General features: G+C 60.8%; 15 protein-coding genes. 5 read left to right on the forward strand and 10 right to left on the reverse strand.

Going from position 1 to position 15988, the window contains the following annotated elements:
* Nucleotides 1–44: 44 nt before the first annotated feature.
* From glpD to ACI2JX_RS11990, 4 genes are all read right to left on the reverse strand, one after another.
* Nucleotides 45–1583: a glycerol-3-phosphate dehydrogenase gene (gene glpD / locus ACI2JX_RS11975; RefSeq protein ID WP_404690133.1), complete on the reverse strand. Its 1539-nt coding sequence runs from the start codon at nt 1581–1583 to the stop codon at nt 45–47.
* Between the two features lie 203 nt (nt 1584–1786).
* Nucleotides 1787–2542 carry a DeoR/GlpR family transcriptional regulator gene (locus ACI2JX_RS11980; protein WP_264236325.1) on the reverse strand — a complete coding sequence of 252 codons (756 nt, stop codon included), beginning with the start codon at nt 2540–2542 and terminating at the stop codon, nt 1787–1789.
* Between the two features lie 170 nt (nt 2543–2712).
* Complete coding sequence (glpK, locus tag ACI2JX_RS11985; RefSeq protein ID WP_404690134.1) at nt 2713–4212, reverse strand: glycerol kinase GlpK; 1500 nt, start codon at nt 4210–4212, stop codon at nt 2713–2715.
* A 75-nt stretch (nt 4213–4287) separates the two neighbouring features.
* The gene (locus ACI2JX_RS11990; RefSeq protein WP_264236326.1) at nt 4288–5139 is read right to left on the reverse strand and encodes an MIP/aquaporin family protein; all 852 of its coding nucleotides are present in this window, start codon (nt 5137–5139) and stop codon (nt 4288–4290) included.
* A 305-nt stretch (nt 5140–5444) separates the two neighbouring features.
* Between ACI2JX_RS11990 and ybaK the strand changes: the two genes are divergently transcribed.
* A complete protein-coding gene (gene ybaK / locus ACI2JX_RS11995; protein ID WP_264236327.1) occupies nt 5445–5915 on the forward strand; it encodes a Cys-tRNA(Pro) deacylase in 471 nt (156 codons plus the stop codon).
* A gap of 82 nt (nt 5916–5997) precedes the next feature.
* On the opposite strand, the gene ACI2JX_RS12000 is transcribed toward ybaK, so the two are convergent.
* Nucleotides 5998–7107: an ABC transporter ATP-binding protein gene (locus ACI2JX_RS12000; protein WP_186556203.1), complete on the reverse strand. Its 1110-nt coding sequence runs from the start codon at nt 7105–7107 to the stop codon at nt 5998–6000.
* Nucleotides 7104–8024 carry an ornithine carbamoyltransferase gene (argF, locus tag ACI2JX_RS12005; RefSeq protein WP_404690135.1) on the reverse strand — a complete coding sequence of 307 codons (921 nt, stop codon included), beginning with the start codon at nt 8022–8024 and terminating at the stop codon, nt 7104–7106. Before argF ends, ACI2JX_RS12000 begins: the two co-directional genes overlap by 4 nt.
* A gap of 364 nt (nt 8025–8388) precedes the next feature.
* On the opposite strand from argF, the gene ACI2JX_RS12010 reads away from it, so the two are divergent.
* On the forward strand, nt 8389–10497 hold the full coding sequence (locus ACI2JX_RS12010; protein WP_404690136.1) for a molybdopterin oxidoreductase family protein: 2109 nt from the start codon (nt 8389–8391) through the stop codon (nt 10495–10497).
* 368 nt (nt 10498–10865) lie between these two features.
* A complete protein-coding gene (gene grxD, locus ACI2JX_RS12015; RefSeq protein WP_312151734.1) occupies nt 10866–11201 on the forward strand; it encodes a Grx4 family monothiol glutaredoxin in 336 nt (111 codons plus the stop codon).
* Nucleotides 11202–11289: 88 nt separating this feature from the next.
* Here the strand turns inward: grxD and bfr are convergent, their stop codons facing one another.
* Both bfr and ACI2JX_RS12025 read right to left on the reverse strand, forming a co-directional pair.
* Nucleotides 11290–11763, reverse strand: coding sequence for a bacterioferritin (bfr, locus tag ACI2JX_RS12020; protein ID WP_186556206.1), 474 nt, complete (start codon nt 11761–11763; stop codon nt 11290–11292).
* A 203-nt stretch (nt 11764–11966) separates the two neighbouring features.
* Nucleotides 11967–12188: a bacterioferritin-associated ferredoxin gene (locus ACI2JX_RS12025; protein ID WP_186556207.1), complete on the reverse strand. Its 222-nt coding sequence runs from the start codon at nt 12186–12188 to the stop codon at nt 11967–11969.
* A 211-nt stretch (nt 12189–12399) separates the two neighbouring features.
* On the opposite strand from ACI2JX_RS12025, the gene ACI2JX_RS12030 reads away from it, so the two are divergent.
* A complete protein-coding gene (locus ACI2JX_RS12030) occupies nt 12400–13002 on the forward strand; it encodes a peroxiredoxin (RefSeq protein WP_112897608.1) in 603 nt (200 codons plus the stop codon).
* Between the two features lie 136 nt (nt 13003–13138).
* Here ACI2JX_RS12030 and rnt read toward each other — a convergent pair whose 3' ends face one another.
* Nucleotides 13139–13750 (reverse strand): ribonuclease T, encoded by a 612-nt coding sequence (rnt, locus tag ACI2JX_RS12035; protein ID WP_189661901.1) that lies wholly within the window; start codon nt 13748–13750, stop codon nt 13139–13141.
* Between the two features lie 56 nt (nt 13751–13806).
* The gene (pyrC, locus tag ACI2JX_RS12040) at nt 13807–14853 is read right to left on the reverse strand and encodes a dihydroorotase (protein WP_264236330.1); all 1047 of its coding nucleotides are present in this window, start codon (nt 14851–14853) and stop codon (nt 13807–13809) included.
* A gap of 130 nt (nt 14854–14983) precedes the next feature.
* Here pyrC and ACI2JX_RS12045 point away from each other — a divergent pair, with 130 nt between their 5' ends.
* The gene (locus tag ACI2JX_RS12045; RefSeq protein ID WP_264236331.1) at nt 14984–15931 is read left to right on the forward strand and encodes an OmpA family protein; all 948 of its coding nucleotides are present in this window, start codon (nt 14984–14986) and stop codon (nt 15929–15931) included.
* The last annotated feature ends 57 nt before the right edge of the window (nt 15932–15988 follow it).

The raw sequence follows: 15988 nt of genomic DNA on the forward strand, positions 1-15988 counted from the left end.
TGACGCAGCACGTCGCGATAGGCGAAGCGCTGCGTCAATTCCCGTCAGGCAGCGCGGATCCCCGCGCTGTGATCTGCTACTTGCTTCAGGTAATCGACCAGCGCCTGTTGCTCCGCCGTAGAGGTGAACAGGCCCAGCTTGGTGCGGCGCCAAAGAATATCTTCGCCAGTCACGGCCCATTCTTGGTTGCGTAGGTAGTCTACCTCGCGTGTGAACAAGCCGCCGCCGATCGTCTGGCCCAGGTCCGCCGGCCCTTGAGTATCTTCCAGCAGCCGCCATACGCGGCTGCCATAGGTGCTTGCCCAACGTTTGGCGATGTCCACAGGCAGCCAGTCATGGTGTGCGAGGAGGGAATCGACCAGGGCTTGTGTTTCGGTCATGTTCTCGCCGCCGGGCAGGGGGCTCTCGGCGGTCCAGCTTTCGCGCATCTGAGTGAAGAAGGGCTTGAGTTCGGTCATGGCCGACTCAGCCAGTTTACGGTAGGTCGTAAGCTTGCCGCCAAATACTGACAGCAGTGGCGCCAGGCCTTCACTGGCGGACAACGCTAGGGTGTAGTCACGAGTCACTGCCGAAGGGTTATCCGATTCGTCATTGCACAGCGGGCGCACGCCGGAGTAGGTGTGCAGGATGTCGGCACGGCTGAGTTGGTGGTTGAAATGCTGGTTCACCACCTTTAGCAGGTAGTCGGTTTCGCCTTCGGTGATTTTCACTTGCGCCGGGTCGCCGCTGTATTCACGGTCGGTGGTGCCGATCAGGGTGAAACGCTCGAGGTAGGGGATAGCGAAAACAATGCGCTGATCTTCATTCTGCAGGATGTAGGCGTGCTCGCCTTCGTATAGGCGCGGCACGATGATGTGGCTGCCTTGAATCAAGCGGATACCGTATGGCGCATCGAGCTTGAGATCGTCTTTGATGAAGCTGGCGACCCAGGGGCCTGCGGCATTGACCAAGGCGCGGGCGCGGATGGTCCGCAGGCTGCCATCGGCGTGCTGCAATTCAACTTGCCACAGGCCATCGATGCGCTCGGCACGCAGGCAGCGGGTGCGGGTATGAATATCGGCGCCTTTTTCACGCGCAGCCATGGCGTTGAGTACCACCAGGCGCGCATCGTCGACGGCGCAGTCGGCATATTCGAAACCGCGGATGATGGCCGGCTTGAGCGGGTTGCCAGGGCCAAAGCGCAGGCTGCGCGAAGCTCCCAGGCGTTTACGCTTGCCCAGGTGATCGTAAAGGAACAGGCCAGCGCGAATCATCCAGGCCGGGCGCAGGTGCGGGCGATGAGGCAGGACGAAACGCATCGGCTTGACGATATGCGGCGCCTTGGCCAGCAACACTTCACGCTCGGCCAAGGCCTCACGCACCAGGCGAAACTCGTAGTGCTCCAGGTAACGCAAGCCGCCATGGATCAGTTTGCTGCTGGCGGAGGAGGTATGCTGGGCCAGATCGTCCTTTTCGCAAAGGAACACTTTCAGGCCACGTCCGGCTGCATCGGCGGCAATGCCCACACCATTGATACCGCCACCGATCACGGCAAGATCGTAGCAGTCGGCGAGGGTAGGCTGGGACGAAACGGGCTGGGACACGGGCAGGCCTCCTGAAGGCTGTTCACATCGAATATGAACATCAATGTTCGTTTCCGAAAATACTAGCGCAACAGAACGGCTATCGCCAGTCAGTCTTCATAGAAAAAACTGATCAGATGACAAGAAAGTGAACATTTATGAACATTTGCGACGAGCGTGCTTGAGCCCAGGATCTTGGGGCCGCAAGGCGGCCCTAACGCCGCTCACACCACTTCGAGGCGAATCTTGTGCTGGGCCAGTAACTGGTTCAACGCGGGGGAGGGGGGCTGGTCGGTTACCAGGCAGTCGACCAGGTTGATCGAACCCAGGCGGACCATGGCATTGCGTCCGTACTTGCTGGAGTCGGCGGCGAGGATGACCTGGCGTGCATTGGCGATGATCGCCTGGGATACGCGCACTTCCTGGTAATCGAAATCGAGCAGGCTGCCATCTTCATCGATACCGCTGATGCCCACCAGGGCGAAGTCGACCTTGAACTGGTTGATGAAGTCGACGCTGGCCTGACCGACCACACCCCCATCGCGGCGCACCGTGCCGCCGGCCACCAAGACTTCGAAATCGTCCTTGGTGCTGAGGATCGAGGCGACGTGCAGGTTATTGGTGATGACCTTGAGGTGGTTGTGATTGAGCAGCGCGCGGGCGATCGATTCGGTGGTGGTGCCGATATTGATGAACACCGAAGCGTGATCGGGAATCTGCAGGGCCACGGCTTCAGCGATACGCTGTTTCTCATCGCGCATCTGGTCTGCGCGCATGGCGTAGGCCGTGTTCTCGATGCTTGAGTCGTACGCCGCACCACCGTGGTAACGGCGCAGCAGGTTGATCTCGGCCAGTTGGTTGATGTCGCGGCGGATGGTTTGCGGGGTAACGACGAACAACTGCGCCATTTCTTCGATACTGACGTAGCCGCGTTCGCGCACCAGTTCGAGGATTTGTTGTTGGCGGGGGGGCAGATTCATGGGCGGTCCTTTGGGGCTGCCGGACAAATGCTGCAATGATGCCGTAGGAAAGGGATGACGGCCAGCAAAGGAAGCTCGCCCAGGTCATCGCGGGCCAGCCCGCTCCCACGTGTTCAGCATAAGCGCACGTGGGAGCGGGCTTGCCCCGCGATTGGTCGATGAAGGCTGAATCAGGCCTCGTGATCTTCCCAATCACGGGTACGCTCGATGGCTTTCTTCCAGCCAGCATAGAGCTTCTCTTTCTGCGTCTCATCCAGCTGTGGGCTGAATTCGCGCTCGATGATCGCCTTGTCGCGCAACTCGTCCAGGCCGCTCCAGAAACCGCATGCCAGGCCCGCCAGGTAAGCGGCGCCCAGGGCGGTGGTCTCGCGCATCTGCGGCCGCTCGACACAGGTGCCGAGGATATCGGCCTGGAACTGCATGAGGAAGTTGTTGGCCACCGCGCCGCCGTCCACGCGCAGCTCGCTCAGGCGCTGGCCGCAGTCTTGCTGCATGGCGTCGAGCACGTCGCGGGTCTGGTAGGCGATCGACTCGAGCGCTGCGCGGATGATGTGATCGACCTTGACTCCACGGGTCAGGCCGAACAACGCGCCACGGGCATACGGATCCCAGTACGGCGCGCCCAGGCCGGTAAAGGCCGGTACCAGGTAGACGCCGTTGCTGTCCTTGACCTTGCTGGCAAAGTACTCGGTGTCCAGCGCATCGTTGACGATCTTCAGTTCGTCACGCAGCCACTGCACGGTCGAGCCGCCATTGAAGACCGCGCCCTCCAGCGCATAGGCCACTTCGCCGCGCGGGCCGCAGGCGATGGTGGTGAGCAGGCCATGCGACGAGGTCACGGCTTTGTCGCCCGTGTTCATCAGCAGGAAACAGCCGGTGCCGTAGGTGTTCTTGGCCTGACCGGCCTCCACGCACATCTGGCCGAACAACGCCGACTGCTGGTCACCAGCGATACCGGCGATGTCGATGCCGCTCTTGGTCTTGCCGTAGACCTCGGAGGAGGAGCGCACCTGCGGCAGCATCTGGCGCGGTACGCCGAGCAGTTGCAGGAGTTTCTCGTCCCATTGCAGGGTATGGATGTTGAACATCAAGGTGCGCGAGGCGTTGGTGTAGTCGGTGACATGCACCTTGCCGCCGGAGAATTTCCAGATCAGCCAGGTATCGACAGTGCCGAACAGCAACTCGCCACGCTCGGCGCGCTCGCGTACACCTTCGACGTTATCCAGGATCCATTTGAGCTTGGTGCCAGAGAAGTACGGGTCGGTGACCAGGCCGGTGGTCTCGCGGATATAGCTTTCATGGCCGTCGCGCTTGAGCTGGGCGCAGATCTCGGTGCTGCGTCGGCACTGCCAGACGATAGCGTTGTAGACCGGGCGGCCGGTTTCCTTGTCCCAGACCACGGTGGTTTCGCGCTGGTTGGTGATGCCGATTGCAGCGACCTGGGCGTGACTGATACCCGCCTGGGCCAGGGCCTCGACCATGGTCGCGCTCTGGGTGGCGAAGATTTCCATTGGGTCGTGCTCGACCCAGCCGGCCTGTGGGTAGTGCTGGGCGAACTCGCGCTGGGAGGTGCCGACCACATTGGCGTCACGGTCGAAAATGATGGCCCGCGAACTGGTGGTGCCCTGGTCCAGGGCGATGATGTAGTTCTTGTCCTGGGTGTCTGTCATGTCGGTGGCCTTGCACAAAAAGGGTTAGGTCAGGCTGGCCGGGCAATCGGCCCGGCATGCGTTTAGGTGTCCGAATCAGGACACCTGCGCATCGCTCTGGGGATTATCGTCTGTTTGCAGGTTCGCGGTTTGCGCCATCGGCAAATTGCGCGCGATCAGGCCGCGGTAAACCGCCGCGCCCAGGCATGCGCCCACGATCGGTGCGAACACCGGAACCAGGAAATAGGGAATGTCGCGCCCGCCGGTAAAGGCGATTTCGCCCCAGCCAGCGAGGAAAGTCATCAGTTTTGGGCCGAAATCTCGGGCAGGGTTCATCGCAAAGCCGGTGAGCGGGCCCATGGCACTGCCAATAACCGCAATCAGTAGGCCGATCAGCAGTGGCGCCATCGCCCCGCGGGGCAGGCCGTTGTTGTCATCGGTCAGGGCCATGATCACCGCCATGAGAATGGCCGTGATGATCATCTCGACCAAAAATGCCTGGCCGATCGACAGGGCTGGATGGGCATAGGTGGAGAACACCGAGGCCAGTTCCAGGCTTGCCTCGCTGCCACGCAACATGGCGTGGGCCTGTTCGAAATCGAAGAACAGAGTGCTGTACAGGGTGTAGACCAGGGCGGCGCCGCAGAAGGCGCCACAGACCTGGGCAAGGATATAGAAGGGCAGTTTGCGCTTGTCGAAGCCCGCGAACAGGCTCAAGGCAATGCTCACCGCTGGGTTCAAGTGCGCGCCGGAAACCCCGGCGGTGAGGTAGATCGCCATGCTCACGCCGACCCCCCAGATGATGCTGATTTCCCACAGGCCGAAGCTGGCGCCAGCGACCTTGAGCGCAGCGACGCAACCTGTGCCGAAAAAGATAAGTAGGGCCGTGCCCAGGAATTCGGCCATGCATTGGCCGGAAAGCGTTGGTTCGCGTAGAGCAGTCGTCATGTATGACCTCGGTTCTTGTTGTTGTGAGGCGCAAGGCGCTCGACAGCAAGGCCCAGAGTCGATCCCCATTGACCCCGGGCGGATAAGCGAAAGCGCACCTTAAAAGTGCACCATTTATTCAGAAACGAAAAAATATAGGCAAGAAACGCTCATGTCAAAGGTCGAAAGTGAACGGTCAGCCATAATCTGACTAACTGCAACAAGAGTGACTATTCCGATAACTCGCCGCGATCTGGCGACAGACTGGCTGGCTCAAGCCTTTTCACCTAAAGTAGCCGCCGACCTGTACTTGCTCGGAGCCCTGCATGACCCCCGCTCTCGATCTGCTGAAAAAGGCCCGCGCCGAACACCGCGTGCACAGCTATGAACATGATCCCAAATCTGCTTCTTATGGCCTGGAAGCGGCGGAAAAGCTTGGGCTAGACCCTGTGCAGGTATTCAAGACACTACTGGCCAGCAGCGAGAAAGGTGAGTTGTTGGTGGCGGTGGTGCCGGTGGGTGGCACCTTGGACCTCAAAGCGTTGGCGCAGGCGGCCCGGGTCAAGAAGTGCGAGATGGCTGATCCGGCTGCGGCACAGCGGGCCACCGGATACCTGGTTGGCGGGATCAGCCCGTTGGGGCAGAAGAAGCGTTTGCGCACGTTTATCGATCAATCAGCGCAACAGTTCGAAACGATTCACGTCAGTGCTGGGCGGCGTGGGTTGGAGGTGGAGCTGGCTGCAGCAGTGCTGGCTGAGCATACCCAAGGCACCTTTGCCGAGATTGGCCGGGGCTAGTCATGGATAACGGCCTGCTGCGCAGGCCATTGCAGGCAAAGCCAGCTGCTCCTATAGGCTCAGCGCTGTAAGGAGCGGCTTGTCAGGTTGCCGAGCTGTAGCGGCGAACGCCATTCTCCTGACGTGGCAACTGCGCCGCGACACTGCCAGGCACAGCGAACAACACCAGGTGATCGGCCTTCACTGCAATCCCCACATCCTGGCCGACCTGATGGTCGACATGGCTGGGGAAAATCGCCTCGAGCTGGCTACCGGTAGCCAGTTGCAGGCGGTACAAGGTCGACGCACCGAGGAAGCTCTTGCCGACGATGCTCGCGCGCAGTTCGCTGTCTGGCGCATGGACGATGTCGTCCGGGCGCAGCAGCACGTCCACCGAGCTGCCCGGCGCCATGATATAGGCACGGTTGCCGCACAGTTCGCCCAGTTCAGTATTGACTGCCTCATGGCTGATCATCTGGCCACGGATGAAGTAGCCCTGGCCGATGAAGCTGGCAACGAAGGGCGTCTGCGGTTCGTGGTAGAGGTTGTAGGGCGTGTCCCACTGCTCCAGGCGACCTTCCTTGAACACTCCGACCTGATCGCTGACGGCGAATGCCTCTTCCTGGTCATGGGTGACCAGAATGGCGCTGGTGCCGCGGCTTTTGAGAATGTCGCGCACTTCATGGCTCAGGCGCCGACGCAGTTCGACGTCGAGGTTGGAAAAAGGCTCATCGAGCAGCAGCAATTGCGGCTCAGGGGCCAACGCGCGGGCCAGGGCCACGCGCTGTTGCTGGCCACCGGACAACTCATGCGGATAGCGCCCACCGAGGCCACCGAGCTTGACCAGCTCGAGCATCTCCTCGACCACTTCACCCTGGCGCGGGTGCTTGCCAATGCCGAAGGCAATGTTCTGCGCCACGGTCAGGTGGGGGAACAGCGCGTAGTCCTGGAACACCATGCCGATCCGGCGTTTTTCCGGCGACAGGGTAAAGCCTGCGCGCGAAATCACTTCGCCCGCGAGCTGGATCTCACCCTCGTGCACCGGCTCGAAGCCGGCAATGGCACGCAGGGTGGTGGTCTTGCCGCAACCCGAGGACCCCAGCAGGCAACCGATGTCGCCTGCATTGAGGTGCAAGTTGAGGTTCTGGACGATGCGCTGGTTGCCATAGCCGCAGGCCAGGTTGCGCAGGTTAAGCAGTAGCGGTTGACTCATGCGTGGTGGTAAGCCGGTTCGACAAGGAATTCGAGAAGGGCCTTCTGCGCATGCAGGCGGTTTTCAGCCTGGTCCCAAGCGACCGAACGCGGGTCGTCGAGCAGGTCCTGGCTGATTTCCTCGCCACGGTGGGCGGGCAGGCAATGCATGAACAGGGCATCGGGTGCTGCCAGGTCGAGCAGTTCGCGGTTGACCTGGTAAGGCGCGAAATGCGCCAGGCGCCGTGCAGTTTCCTCTTCTTGGCCCATGGAAGTCCAGACATCGGTAGTTACCAGGTGCGCGCCAGCGACGGCTTGCTTGGGATCACGAACGATCTGCACACGCTCGCCGGCCAATGCCAGGAAGCGTGGATCGGGCTCGTAGCCCTCGGGGCAGGCGATGCGCAGCTGGAAGTCGAACTGCTGGGCGGCCTCGATGTAGGAGTTGCACATGTTGTAGCCATCGCCGATCCAGGCCACGGTCTTGCCCTGGATCGAGCCGCGGTGCTCCAGATAGGTTTGCATGTCGGCCAGCAGTTGGCAGGGGTGCGACTCATCGGACAGGCCATTGATCACCGGCACCCGCGAATGCGCGGCGAACTCGGTGAGGATGCTGTGGTGATGGGTACGGATCATCACCGCATCGAGCATGCGCGACATGACGATGGCGCTATCGGAAATCGGCTCGCCACGGCCCAGTTGAGTGTCACGAGGCGACAGGAAGATAGCCTGGCCGCCGAGCTGGATCATGCCGGCTTCGAACGACAGGCGGGTACGGGTAGATGATTTTTCGAAAATCATCCCAAGCACGCGGTTCTTCAGCGGCTCGAACAGCACGCCGCGACTACGCAGGTCCTTCAGCTCGATGCCTCGACGGATCACGCCGAGCAATTCGTCAGCAGTGAAATCCATCAGGGAGAGAAAGTGCCTAGCGCTCATGATTGACTACCTTATCTGCAACGGTTTGCAGGTCGACCGTATGGTTTTATTGACAACGGGAGTGACCTGCGGCGTAAGCCGCACGGGGCGGACGAAATAGGGGAAAGGCGCAATACTATAATTAAATGTCGCCTGAAACCAAGAGGGGAAACCGCGTCTCTGTATCAACGGGTGTCGTAACCCTCTGCTGGGGTACTGTTTTTTATTTACTACAGGGGTTGTACACGGGGCGCGGGGGCGTTGGCAAACCCTGTGTCGCGAATCGTATGCCTGATGGCGTGCGATTCACGCGGCAAAGCCGGCTGGCGAGAGGTTGAGGGTGGGCGCATAGTCGAAGGCTCACAACAACAAGGCAGAGGCGACCATGTCCACGACCCTGCATCACCGAGCCTGTCACCTGTGCGAGGCCATTTGCGGCCTGAACATCGAGATCGCCCATGAAAGCGACGGCCAGGCGCGCATTGCCTCGATCAAGGGCGACCCTCAGGATCCGTTCAGCCGTGGCCATATCTGCCCCAAGGCGGTGGCGCTGCAGGATATCCAGCAAGACCCTGACCGCCTGCGCCAGCCGCACAGGCGTGTGGGCGAACGCTGGGAGCCCATCGGCTGGGACCAGGCGTTTGCCTTGGCCGCCGACAAACTGTGGGACATCCAGCAACGTCATGGGCGCAATGCGGTGGGCGTGTACCAGGGCAACCCCAGCGTGCACAACTACGGCTTGATGACCCACAGCAATTACTTCCTCGGCCTGCTGAAGACGCGCAATCGCTTTTCGGCCACTTCGGTGGACCAGTTGCCTCAGCACCTGACCAGCTTTCTGATGTACGGCCACGGCCTGTTGCTGCCGATCCCGGATATCGACCACACCGATTACATGCTGATTCTGGGGGGGAATCCGCTGGCCTCCAACGGCAGCATCATGACCGTGCCGGATGTCGAGAAACGCTTGAAGGCCTTGCGGGCGCGGGGCGGGCGGCTTGTGGTGGTCGACCCTCGACGCAGCGAGACAGCCAACATGGCTGATCGGCATCTGTTCATTCGGCCAGGCGGTGACGCGGCGTTGCTGTGCGGCCTGCTCAATACCCTGTTCAGCGAGGATCTGGCCAAGGGCTCGCATTTGCCGGTCAATGGCCTGGAGCAGGTACGCGAGGCGATTGCGCCGTTCAGCGCTGAGCGCATGAGCCCATTATGCGGGGTAGCCGCCGAGCAGATTCGCCTGCTGGCGCGTGAGTTCGCTGGCGCACGGCGGGCCGTCTGTTACGGGCGTATGGGCGTTTCGACCCAGGCCTTTGGTAGCTTGTGCCATTGGCTGGTGCAGGTGATCAACCTGGTCACCGGCAATCTTGACCGCCAAGGCGGGGCGTTGTGCACCGAACCTGCGGTGGATCTGGTCGCCAGTACCGCCGGTGGGCACTTCAATGCCTGGCAAAGTCGCGTGTCTGGCTTGCCGGAGTATGGCGGTGAGTTGCCGGTGGCAGCCTTGGCAGAAGAGCTGCTCGAGCCTGGCGAAGGGCAGGTGAGGGCCTTGGTAACGGTAGCCGGCAACCCGGTGTTGTCCACGCCCAATGGCCGACAGCTGGACCAGGCGCTGGCGGGCCTAGAGTTCATGCTTAGCATCGATCTGTATATCAACGAGACTACCCGCCATGCCGACCTGATCCTGCCGTCCACCTCGGCGTTGGAGAACGATCACTACGACACCACCTTTAACCTGCTGGCCGTGCGTAACGTCACGCGCTTCAACCGGGCGATCCTGGCCAAGCCTGAGGGTGCACTGCACGACTGGGAGATTTTCGTCGGCCTGGCCAAGGCCTTCGCCGAGCGTGCTGGCGTGGAACTCAAGCCGACCCTGCCGCCCGCCCAGATGATCGACCTGGCTTTGCGTAAAGGCCGTCATGGCGAGGGCTCGCCATGGCGCTTGTCGTTGGAAACCCTCGATCGGTTTCCTCACGGGCTCGACCTCGGGCCGTTACAGCCGAACCTGGCGGCGCGTTTGCGCACCCCCAGCCAAGCCGTCGAAGCGGCGCCGCAGTTGCTACTGGACGATCTGCGCCGGTTGGCTGAGCAGGTGCCACCGGCGGTGGACGAGCTGCTGTTGATAGGACGTCGACATGTGCGCAGCAACAACTCCTGGATGCATAACTTCCACCGCTTGGTTAAAGGCAAGCCACGTCATCAGTTACTGATGCACCCGCAGGACCTCGCCCAGCGGCAGCTGACGGACGGTCAATGGGTGCGGATCCGTTCGCGGACTGGGGTCGTCGAGGTTCAGGTGCAATCGAGTGAGGAAATGATGCCGGGCGTGGTCAGCTTGCCACATGGTTATGGGCATGGCCGTCAGGGCGTGCAGCTGCACATCGCCGGGGCGCAGCCTGGAGTGAGTGCCAATGACCTGACCGATGAGCATTTGCGCGATGCAGTGTCGGGCAATGCAGCGTTGAATGGGGTGCCGGTGAAGGTGGAGGCGGCTTGATTCTTCTGCTATGGGGGCTCTTCTGTTAGCTAACGTGGGTGCACGTGGGAGCGGGCTTGCCCCGCGATAGCGTTGTTTGCGATGACGCTATCGCGGGGCAAGCCCGCTCCCACGTTGTTAGGCGTTGTTAGGCGTTGCTAAAGATTGAACCGTCCACCATCCTTCGCAAATGCTGCCCTAACTGCTCCAACTCAGGTGCTGTAAGGTCTACGAGCGCTTGCGTGGGAGCGAGCTTGCCCCGCGATAACATTGACGGCTACAACGCATTGGTCGATCTGTCCGCACGCTGGTCGACCCACCGCTGAGCTTTCCGATACAATGCGTCACCGTGCCGACCATCGAGTCGGAAAGTTCAGACGAGGTGTTCCATGGATATCATCGAAACAATCAAAGAGCAGATTGCCAACAACACCATTCTGCTTTACATGAAAGGCTCGCCGAACGCCCCGCAGTGCGGCTTCTCGTCCCGTGCCTCGCAGGCCGTCATGCAGTGCGGCGAGAAGTTCGCCTACGTCGACATCCTGCAGAACCCAGAAATTCGCGCCAACCTGCCCAAGTACGCCAACTGGCCGACCTTCCCGCAACTGTGGGTGGCCGGTGAGCTGGTCGGCGGCAGCGACATCGTGCTCGAGATGTTCGAGAACGGTGAGCTGCAAACGCTGATCAAGGAAGCAGCCGCCAAGGCCAAGGCTTCCGAAGCCTGATACACGCTGATGCCGGAGCGGTCACGCCGCTCTGGCAGATACGAAAAAGCCCCGCACTTGGCGGGGCTTTTTCGTATCTGGAAGAAGATTATTCTTCGCCCATCTGCGATTGCAGGTAGTTCTCGATGCCAATCTTGTCGATCAGGCTCAGCTGGGTTTCCAGCCAATCGATGTGCTCTTCCTCGGATTCGAGGATGTCTTCGAGCATTTCACGCGAGCCGAAGTCGCCGACCGTTTCGCAATGGGCGATGGCGGCCTTGAGGTCGGTCAGGCCTTTTTGCTCGATCTTCAGGTCACACTCAAGCATTTCCTTGGTGTGCTCACCGATCAGCAATTTGCCCAGGTCTTGAACGTTCGGGATGCCTTCGAGGAAGAGAATACGCTTGATCAGTTTGTCAGCGTGCTTCATCTCATCGATCGATTCCTTGTACTCGTGCTTGCCGAGCTTGTTCAGGCCCCAATCTTCGTACATGCGGGCGTGCAGGAAGTACTGGTTGATCGCGACCAGCTCGTTTCCGAGGATCTTGTTGAGATGCTGGATGACGCTTACGTCGCCTTTCATGTCCGGGTTCCTGCCCTGTGAGGTATGCCAATACAGAGAAGTTTGAGCCCCACAAGTACCACTGTCAAACCTAAGTTATTGAATAATAAATGAAATTTAATCGGAATAAGAATGTTTGTGAACCGCGTTAGAGCGCTAACTTATTGAATTACAGGCATAAAAAAACCGGACACGAGGTCCGGTTCTTCAAATTCGCTGGTATTTCAGGCCGCATTAAATTCAACGGGGTAGGGCAGGGCGGCTTGTTGGCTGACCTGAAGGTCGGTCAGGGTCTCGCGGACCACCTGCTTGGCGAGGCAGGCACACTTGCCACATTGGCTGGCCACATTGGTGGCGGCTCGAACTTCCTTGTAGCTGCAGCATCCTTCGTAGATCGCATCGCGGATCTGTCCGTCGGTCACGCCGACACAAAGACACACATACATAGGGCTGACCATCGCGGGTTGAGTCGATGGATTGGAGCTTAATGGTAATGAGAATGCTTGTCAAAGTGCTTTCTGAAAGCGCCCGCCTTGAGCGACCGGCGGTTGGATTCGGACTGTCACTCGAACCTGTGTATGATGGGCGGCCTTTGTTGGATGCCTGGCGCTGTCAGCGTGCGGGCAACGATTTTTCACCATCATCAGGAGTTAACGAATGAGCGTACTCGTTGGTAAACAAGCCCCCGACTTCACCGTTCCAGCTGTACTGGGCAACGGCGAAATCGTCGACAGCTTCAACCTGGCCTCGGCCATCAAGGGCAAGTACGGCCTGGTGTTCTTCTACCCGCTGGACTTCACCTTCGTCTGCCCGTCCGAGCTGATCGCCCTGGACAACCGCATCCCAGACTTCGCTGCCCGCGGCGTGGAAGTGATCGGCGTGTCGATCGACTCGCACTTCACCCACAACGCCTGGCGTAACACCCCGGTCAACAACGGCGGCATCGGCCAGGTCAAGTACACCCTGGCAGCTGACATCACCCACGAAATCTGCAAAGCCTACGACGTCGAGTCCGAAGGCGGCGTAGCTTTCCGTGGCGCCTTCCTGATCGACAAGAACGGCGTTGTTCGTTCGCAGATCGTCAACGACTTGCCGCTGGGCCGTAACATGGACGAGCTGCTGCGTCTGGTTGACGCCCTGCAATTCCACGAAGAGCACGGTGAAGTTTGCCCTGCCAACTGGAAAAAAGGCGACAAAGGCATGAACGCTTCGCCAGAAGGCGTTGCTGCCTACCTGAGCGAGAATGCTGGCAAGCTGTAAGCGCCATGCATAAAAAAAACCGGCCCAAGTGGCCGGTTTTTTTATGCGTGCTCAAAGCCCCATCGCGCAGCACGGCTACTCCCACTCTCGTAATGGATATGTGGCAGCGGCCCGGCCCTGCAGTGCGGCCTTTGGATCAATCGTTGAAGTCGCGCCAGCCGCCCATCTCTTTCCAGCGGTTGACGATGCCGCAGAACAGCTCGGCGGTCTTCTCGGTGTCATAACGGGCCGAATGCGCCTCACGACCATCGAAGTCGATGTCCGCGCTCTGGCACGCTCGCGCCAGCACGGTCTGACCATAGGCAAGGCCGGCCAGGGTGGCGGTGTCGAAGCTGGAGAACGGATGGAACGGGTTGCGCTTGAGGTCGTTGCGCGCCACTGCTGCGTTGAGGAAGCCCAGGTCGAAGCTACTGTTGTGACCAACCAGGATCGCCCGCTTACAGCCGTTGGCCTTGAGCGCCTTGCGCACGCCACGGAAGATATCGGTCAGCGCGCTTTCCTCACTCACGGCCATGCGCAGTGGGTGATCGAGCTTGATCCCGGTGAACTCCAGGGCGGCCGCTTCGATGTTGGCGCCTTCGAACGGCTCGACGCGGAAGAAATAGGTGTGTTCCGGGAACAGGAAGCCCTTCTCATCCATGCCGATGGTAACTGCGGCGATCTCCAGCAGTGCGTCGGTAGCGCTGTTGAAGCCGCCAGTCTCGACATCCACCACTACTGGCAGGTAACCACGAAAGCGCTCGGCCATCGGGTGGCGAGGACCGCCGGTTTGACCTTCCTGGTCGTCTTCGTACAGATCTTCGCTCACGCGTTTTCCTCCAGCAGGCGCCAGCGCAGTTTTTCACCGGCGCGCAGCGGAATCACAGTATTGTCGCCAAACGGCAGGCTGCTTGGCGCAGTCCACTCTTCGCGGACCAGGGTAATGGTGTCGGTGTTTGCCGGCAGGCCATAGAAGGCCGGGCCGTGCAAGCTGGCAAAGCCTTCGAGCTTGTCCAGCGCATTGCGCTGCTCGAACGCCTCGGCGTACATCTCGATGGCCGCATAGGCGGTGTAGCAACCGGCGCAGCCACAGGCCGCTTCCTTGGCATGTTGGGCATGCGGCGCCGAGTCGGTGCCGAGGAAGAACTTGGGATTGCCACTGGTAGCGGCGTCCAGCAGCGCCACCTGATGGGTGTTGCGCTTGAGGATCGGCAGGCAGTAGAAATGCGGGCGAATGCCGCCGACCAGCATGTGGTTGCGGTTGTACAATAGGTGCTGGGCGGTAATGGTCGCGCCAACGTTGGCTGGGGCCTCGGTGACGAACTGCGCAGCATCGGCCGTGGTGATGTGCTCGAACACCACCTTGAGCGTCGGGAAACGCTCGACCAGACGCCGCATATGCTCGTCGATGAAGCGTTTTTCGCGGTCGAACACGTCGATCTCGGCCCGGGTCACCTCGCCGTGTACCAGCAATGGCATGCCGGTTTCGGCCAAGGCTTCGATAGCCGGGAAGATGTTATCGATGCTGGTCACGCCGGAATCGGAGTTGGTCGTAGCGCCAGCCGGGTAAAGCTTGGCGGCGTACACGAAGCCACTGGCCTTGGCCGCGCGGATGTCGTCAGGGCTGGTGCGATCGGTGAGGTACAGCACCATCAGCGGCTCGAAGCGGCTGCCTGCCGGGCGAGCGGCAAGGATGCGCTCGCGGTAGGCGCCAGCCTCGGCGGCGTCGCGCACCGGCGGGACCAGGTTGGGCATGATGATGGCACGGGCGAAGGTGCGCGCCACGTCACCAACGGTGTGGGGCAAGACGGCACCATCGCGCAGATGGATGTGCCAGTCGTCGGGACGCAGGAGGGTCAGGCGGTCGGACATTGGGAATTCCAGGCGGGTCGAACTCAAGGGTGAATGCTACCGGAAAACCCTTGGGCGAGCACGGCTATCAAGTTTTCCGCCAGCCGACCGATAGCCTGCAGGTAAGCCGTCAGAATTTGTGGAGCCGCCCGTGCGCCAGCGTTACCTAGCCCTGTTCACTCTGTTTGCCAGCCTGCCGGCCGGTGCACTGACCTTCCAGACTCGGATGGAGAACATCGCCTGGACGGTCGAGGGTGACCAGTTCGAGTGCCGATTGGTCCAGCCGATCGAAGGCTTTGGCAGCGGCGAGTTCGTGCGGCGCGCCGGCGAGCAGCCGACCTTCCAGCTGCGTTCCAACAGCAACGTGTTGGGAGCGGGTTCGGCCACTTTGCTCGCTGCTGCAGCGCCCTGGCAGCCTGGGCGTGGCGATATCAACCTGGGCGCCGTGCGTATGGCGCGTACCGGCGTGCTGTTCACCTCGTCCCAGGGCCAGGCCAGTCGTCTGATCAATGGCCTGCTCGATGGGCGCAGCACGGTGGTGCGCAACTACACCGGCGAAGGCGGCCGGGCCATGGAAGTGCGAGTACTGCCGGTAAGCTTCGCCAAGGCCTACAGCGATTATCAGGCGTGTGCCGGTAAGTTGCTGCCAATGAACTACGACCAGATTCGCCAGACCCAGGTCGGCTTCCCCACCGGGGTCGATCTGGACAGCAATGCCCGGGCGCGACTGGATGTGATCCTCGATTATCTCAAGGCAGACCCGTCGGTAAATCACATCGAGCTCAACGGCCACTCCGACAACAGCGGCAATCGCCTGACCAATCGGGAAAATTCGCGGCGCCGCGCCCTGGCCGTAGCTGATTACCTGAAGGCGCATGGCGTGCCGGAAGAGCAGATCACCGTGCGATTCCATGGCGAGCGGTACCCGCTGGCCAAGAACAACAGCGCCGCCAATCGTGCGCGCAACCGTCGAGTGAATATTGAGCTGGATCGGGTTACGCCGGTTGCCAAGCCGGTCGAGAAGCCGCTTGAGCAGGCGCCTGCTGCGCCGGCTTCGACATCAGCGCCCGCTGCTGCGCCTGCCGCCAAACAGCTCTAGTCGCCACTAAACTTGGATAACCGCCACCAACCCATAGTCGCGCCGTCGACAGTTCCT

This window comes from Pseudomonas sp. NPDC088890, assembly GCF_044900155.1.
Classification (GTDB): Bacteria; Pseudomonadota; Gammaproteobacteria; order Pseudomonadales; family Pseudomonadaceae; genus Aquipseudomonas; species Aquipseudomonas urmiensis.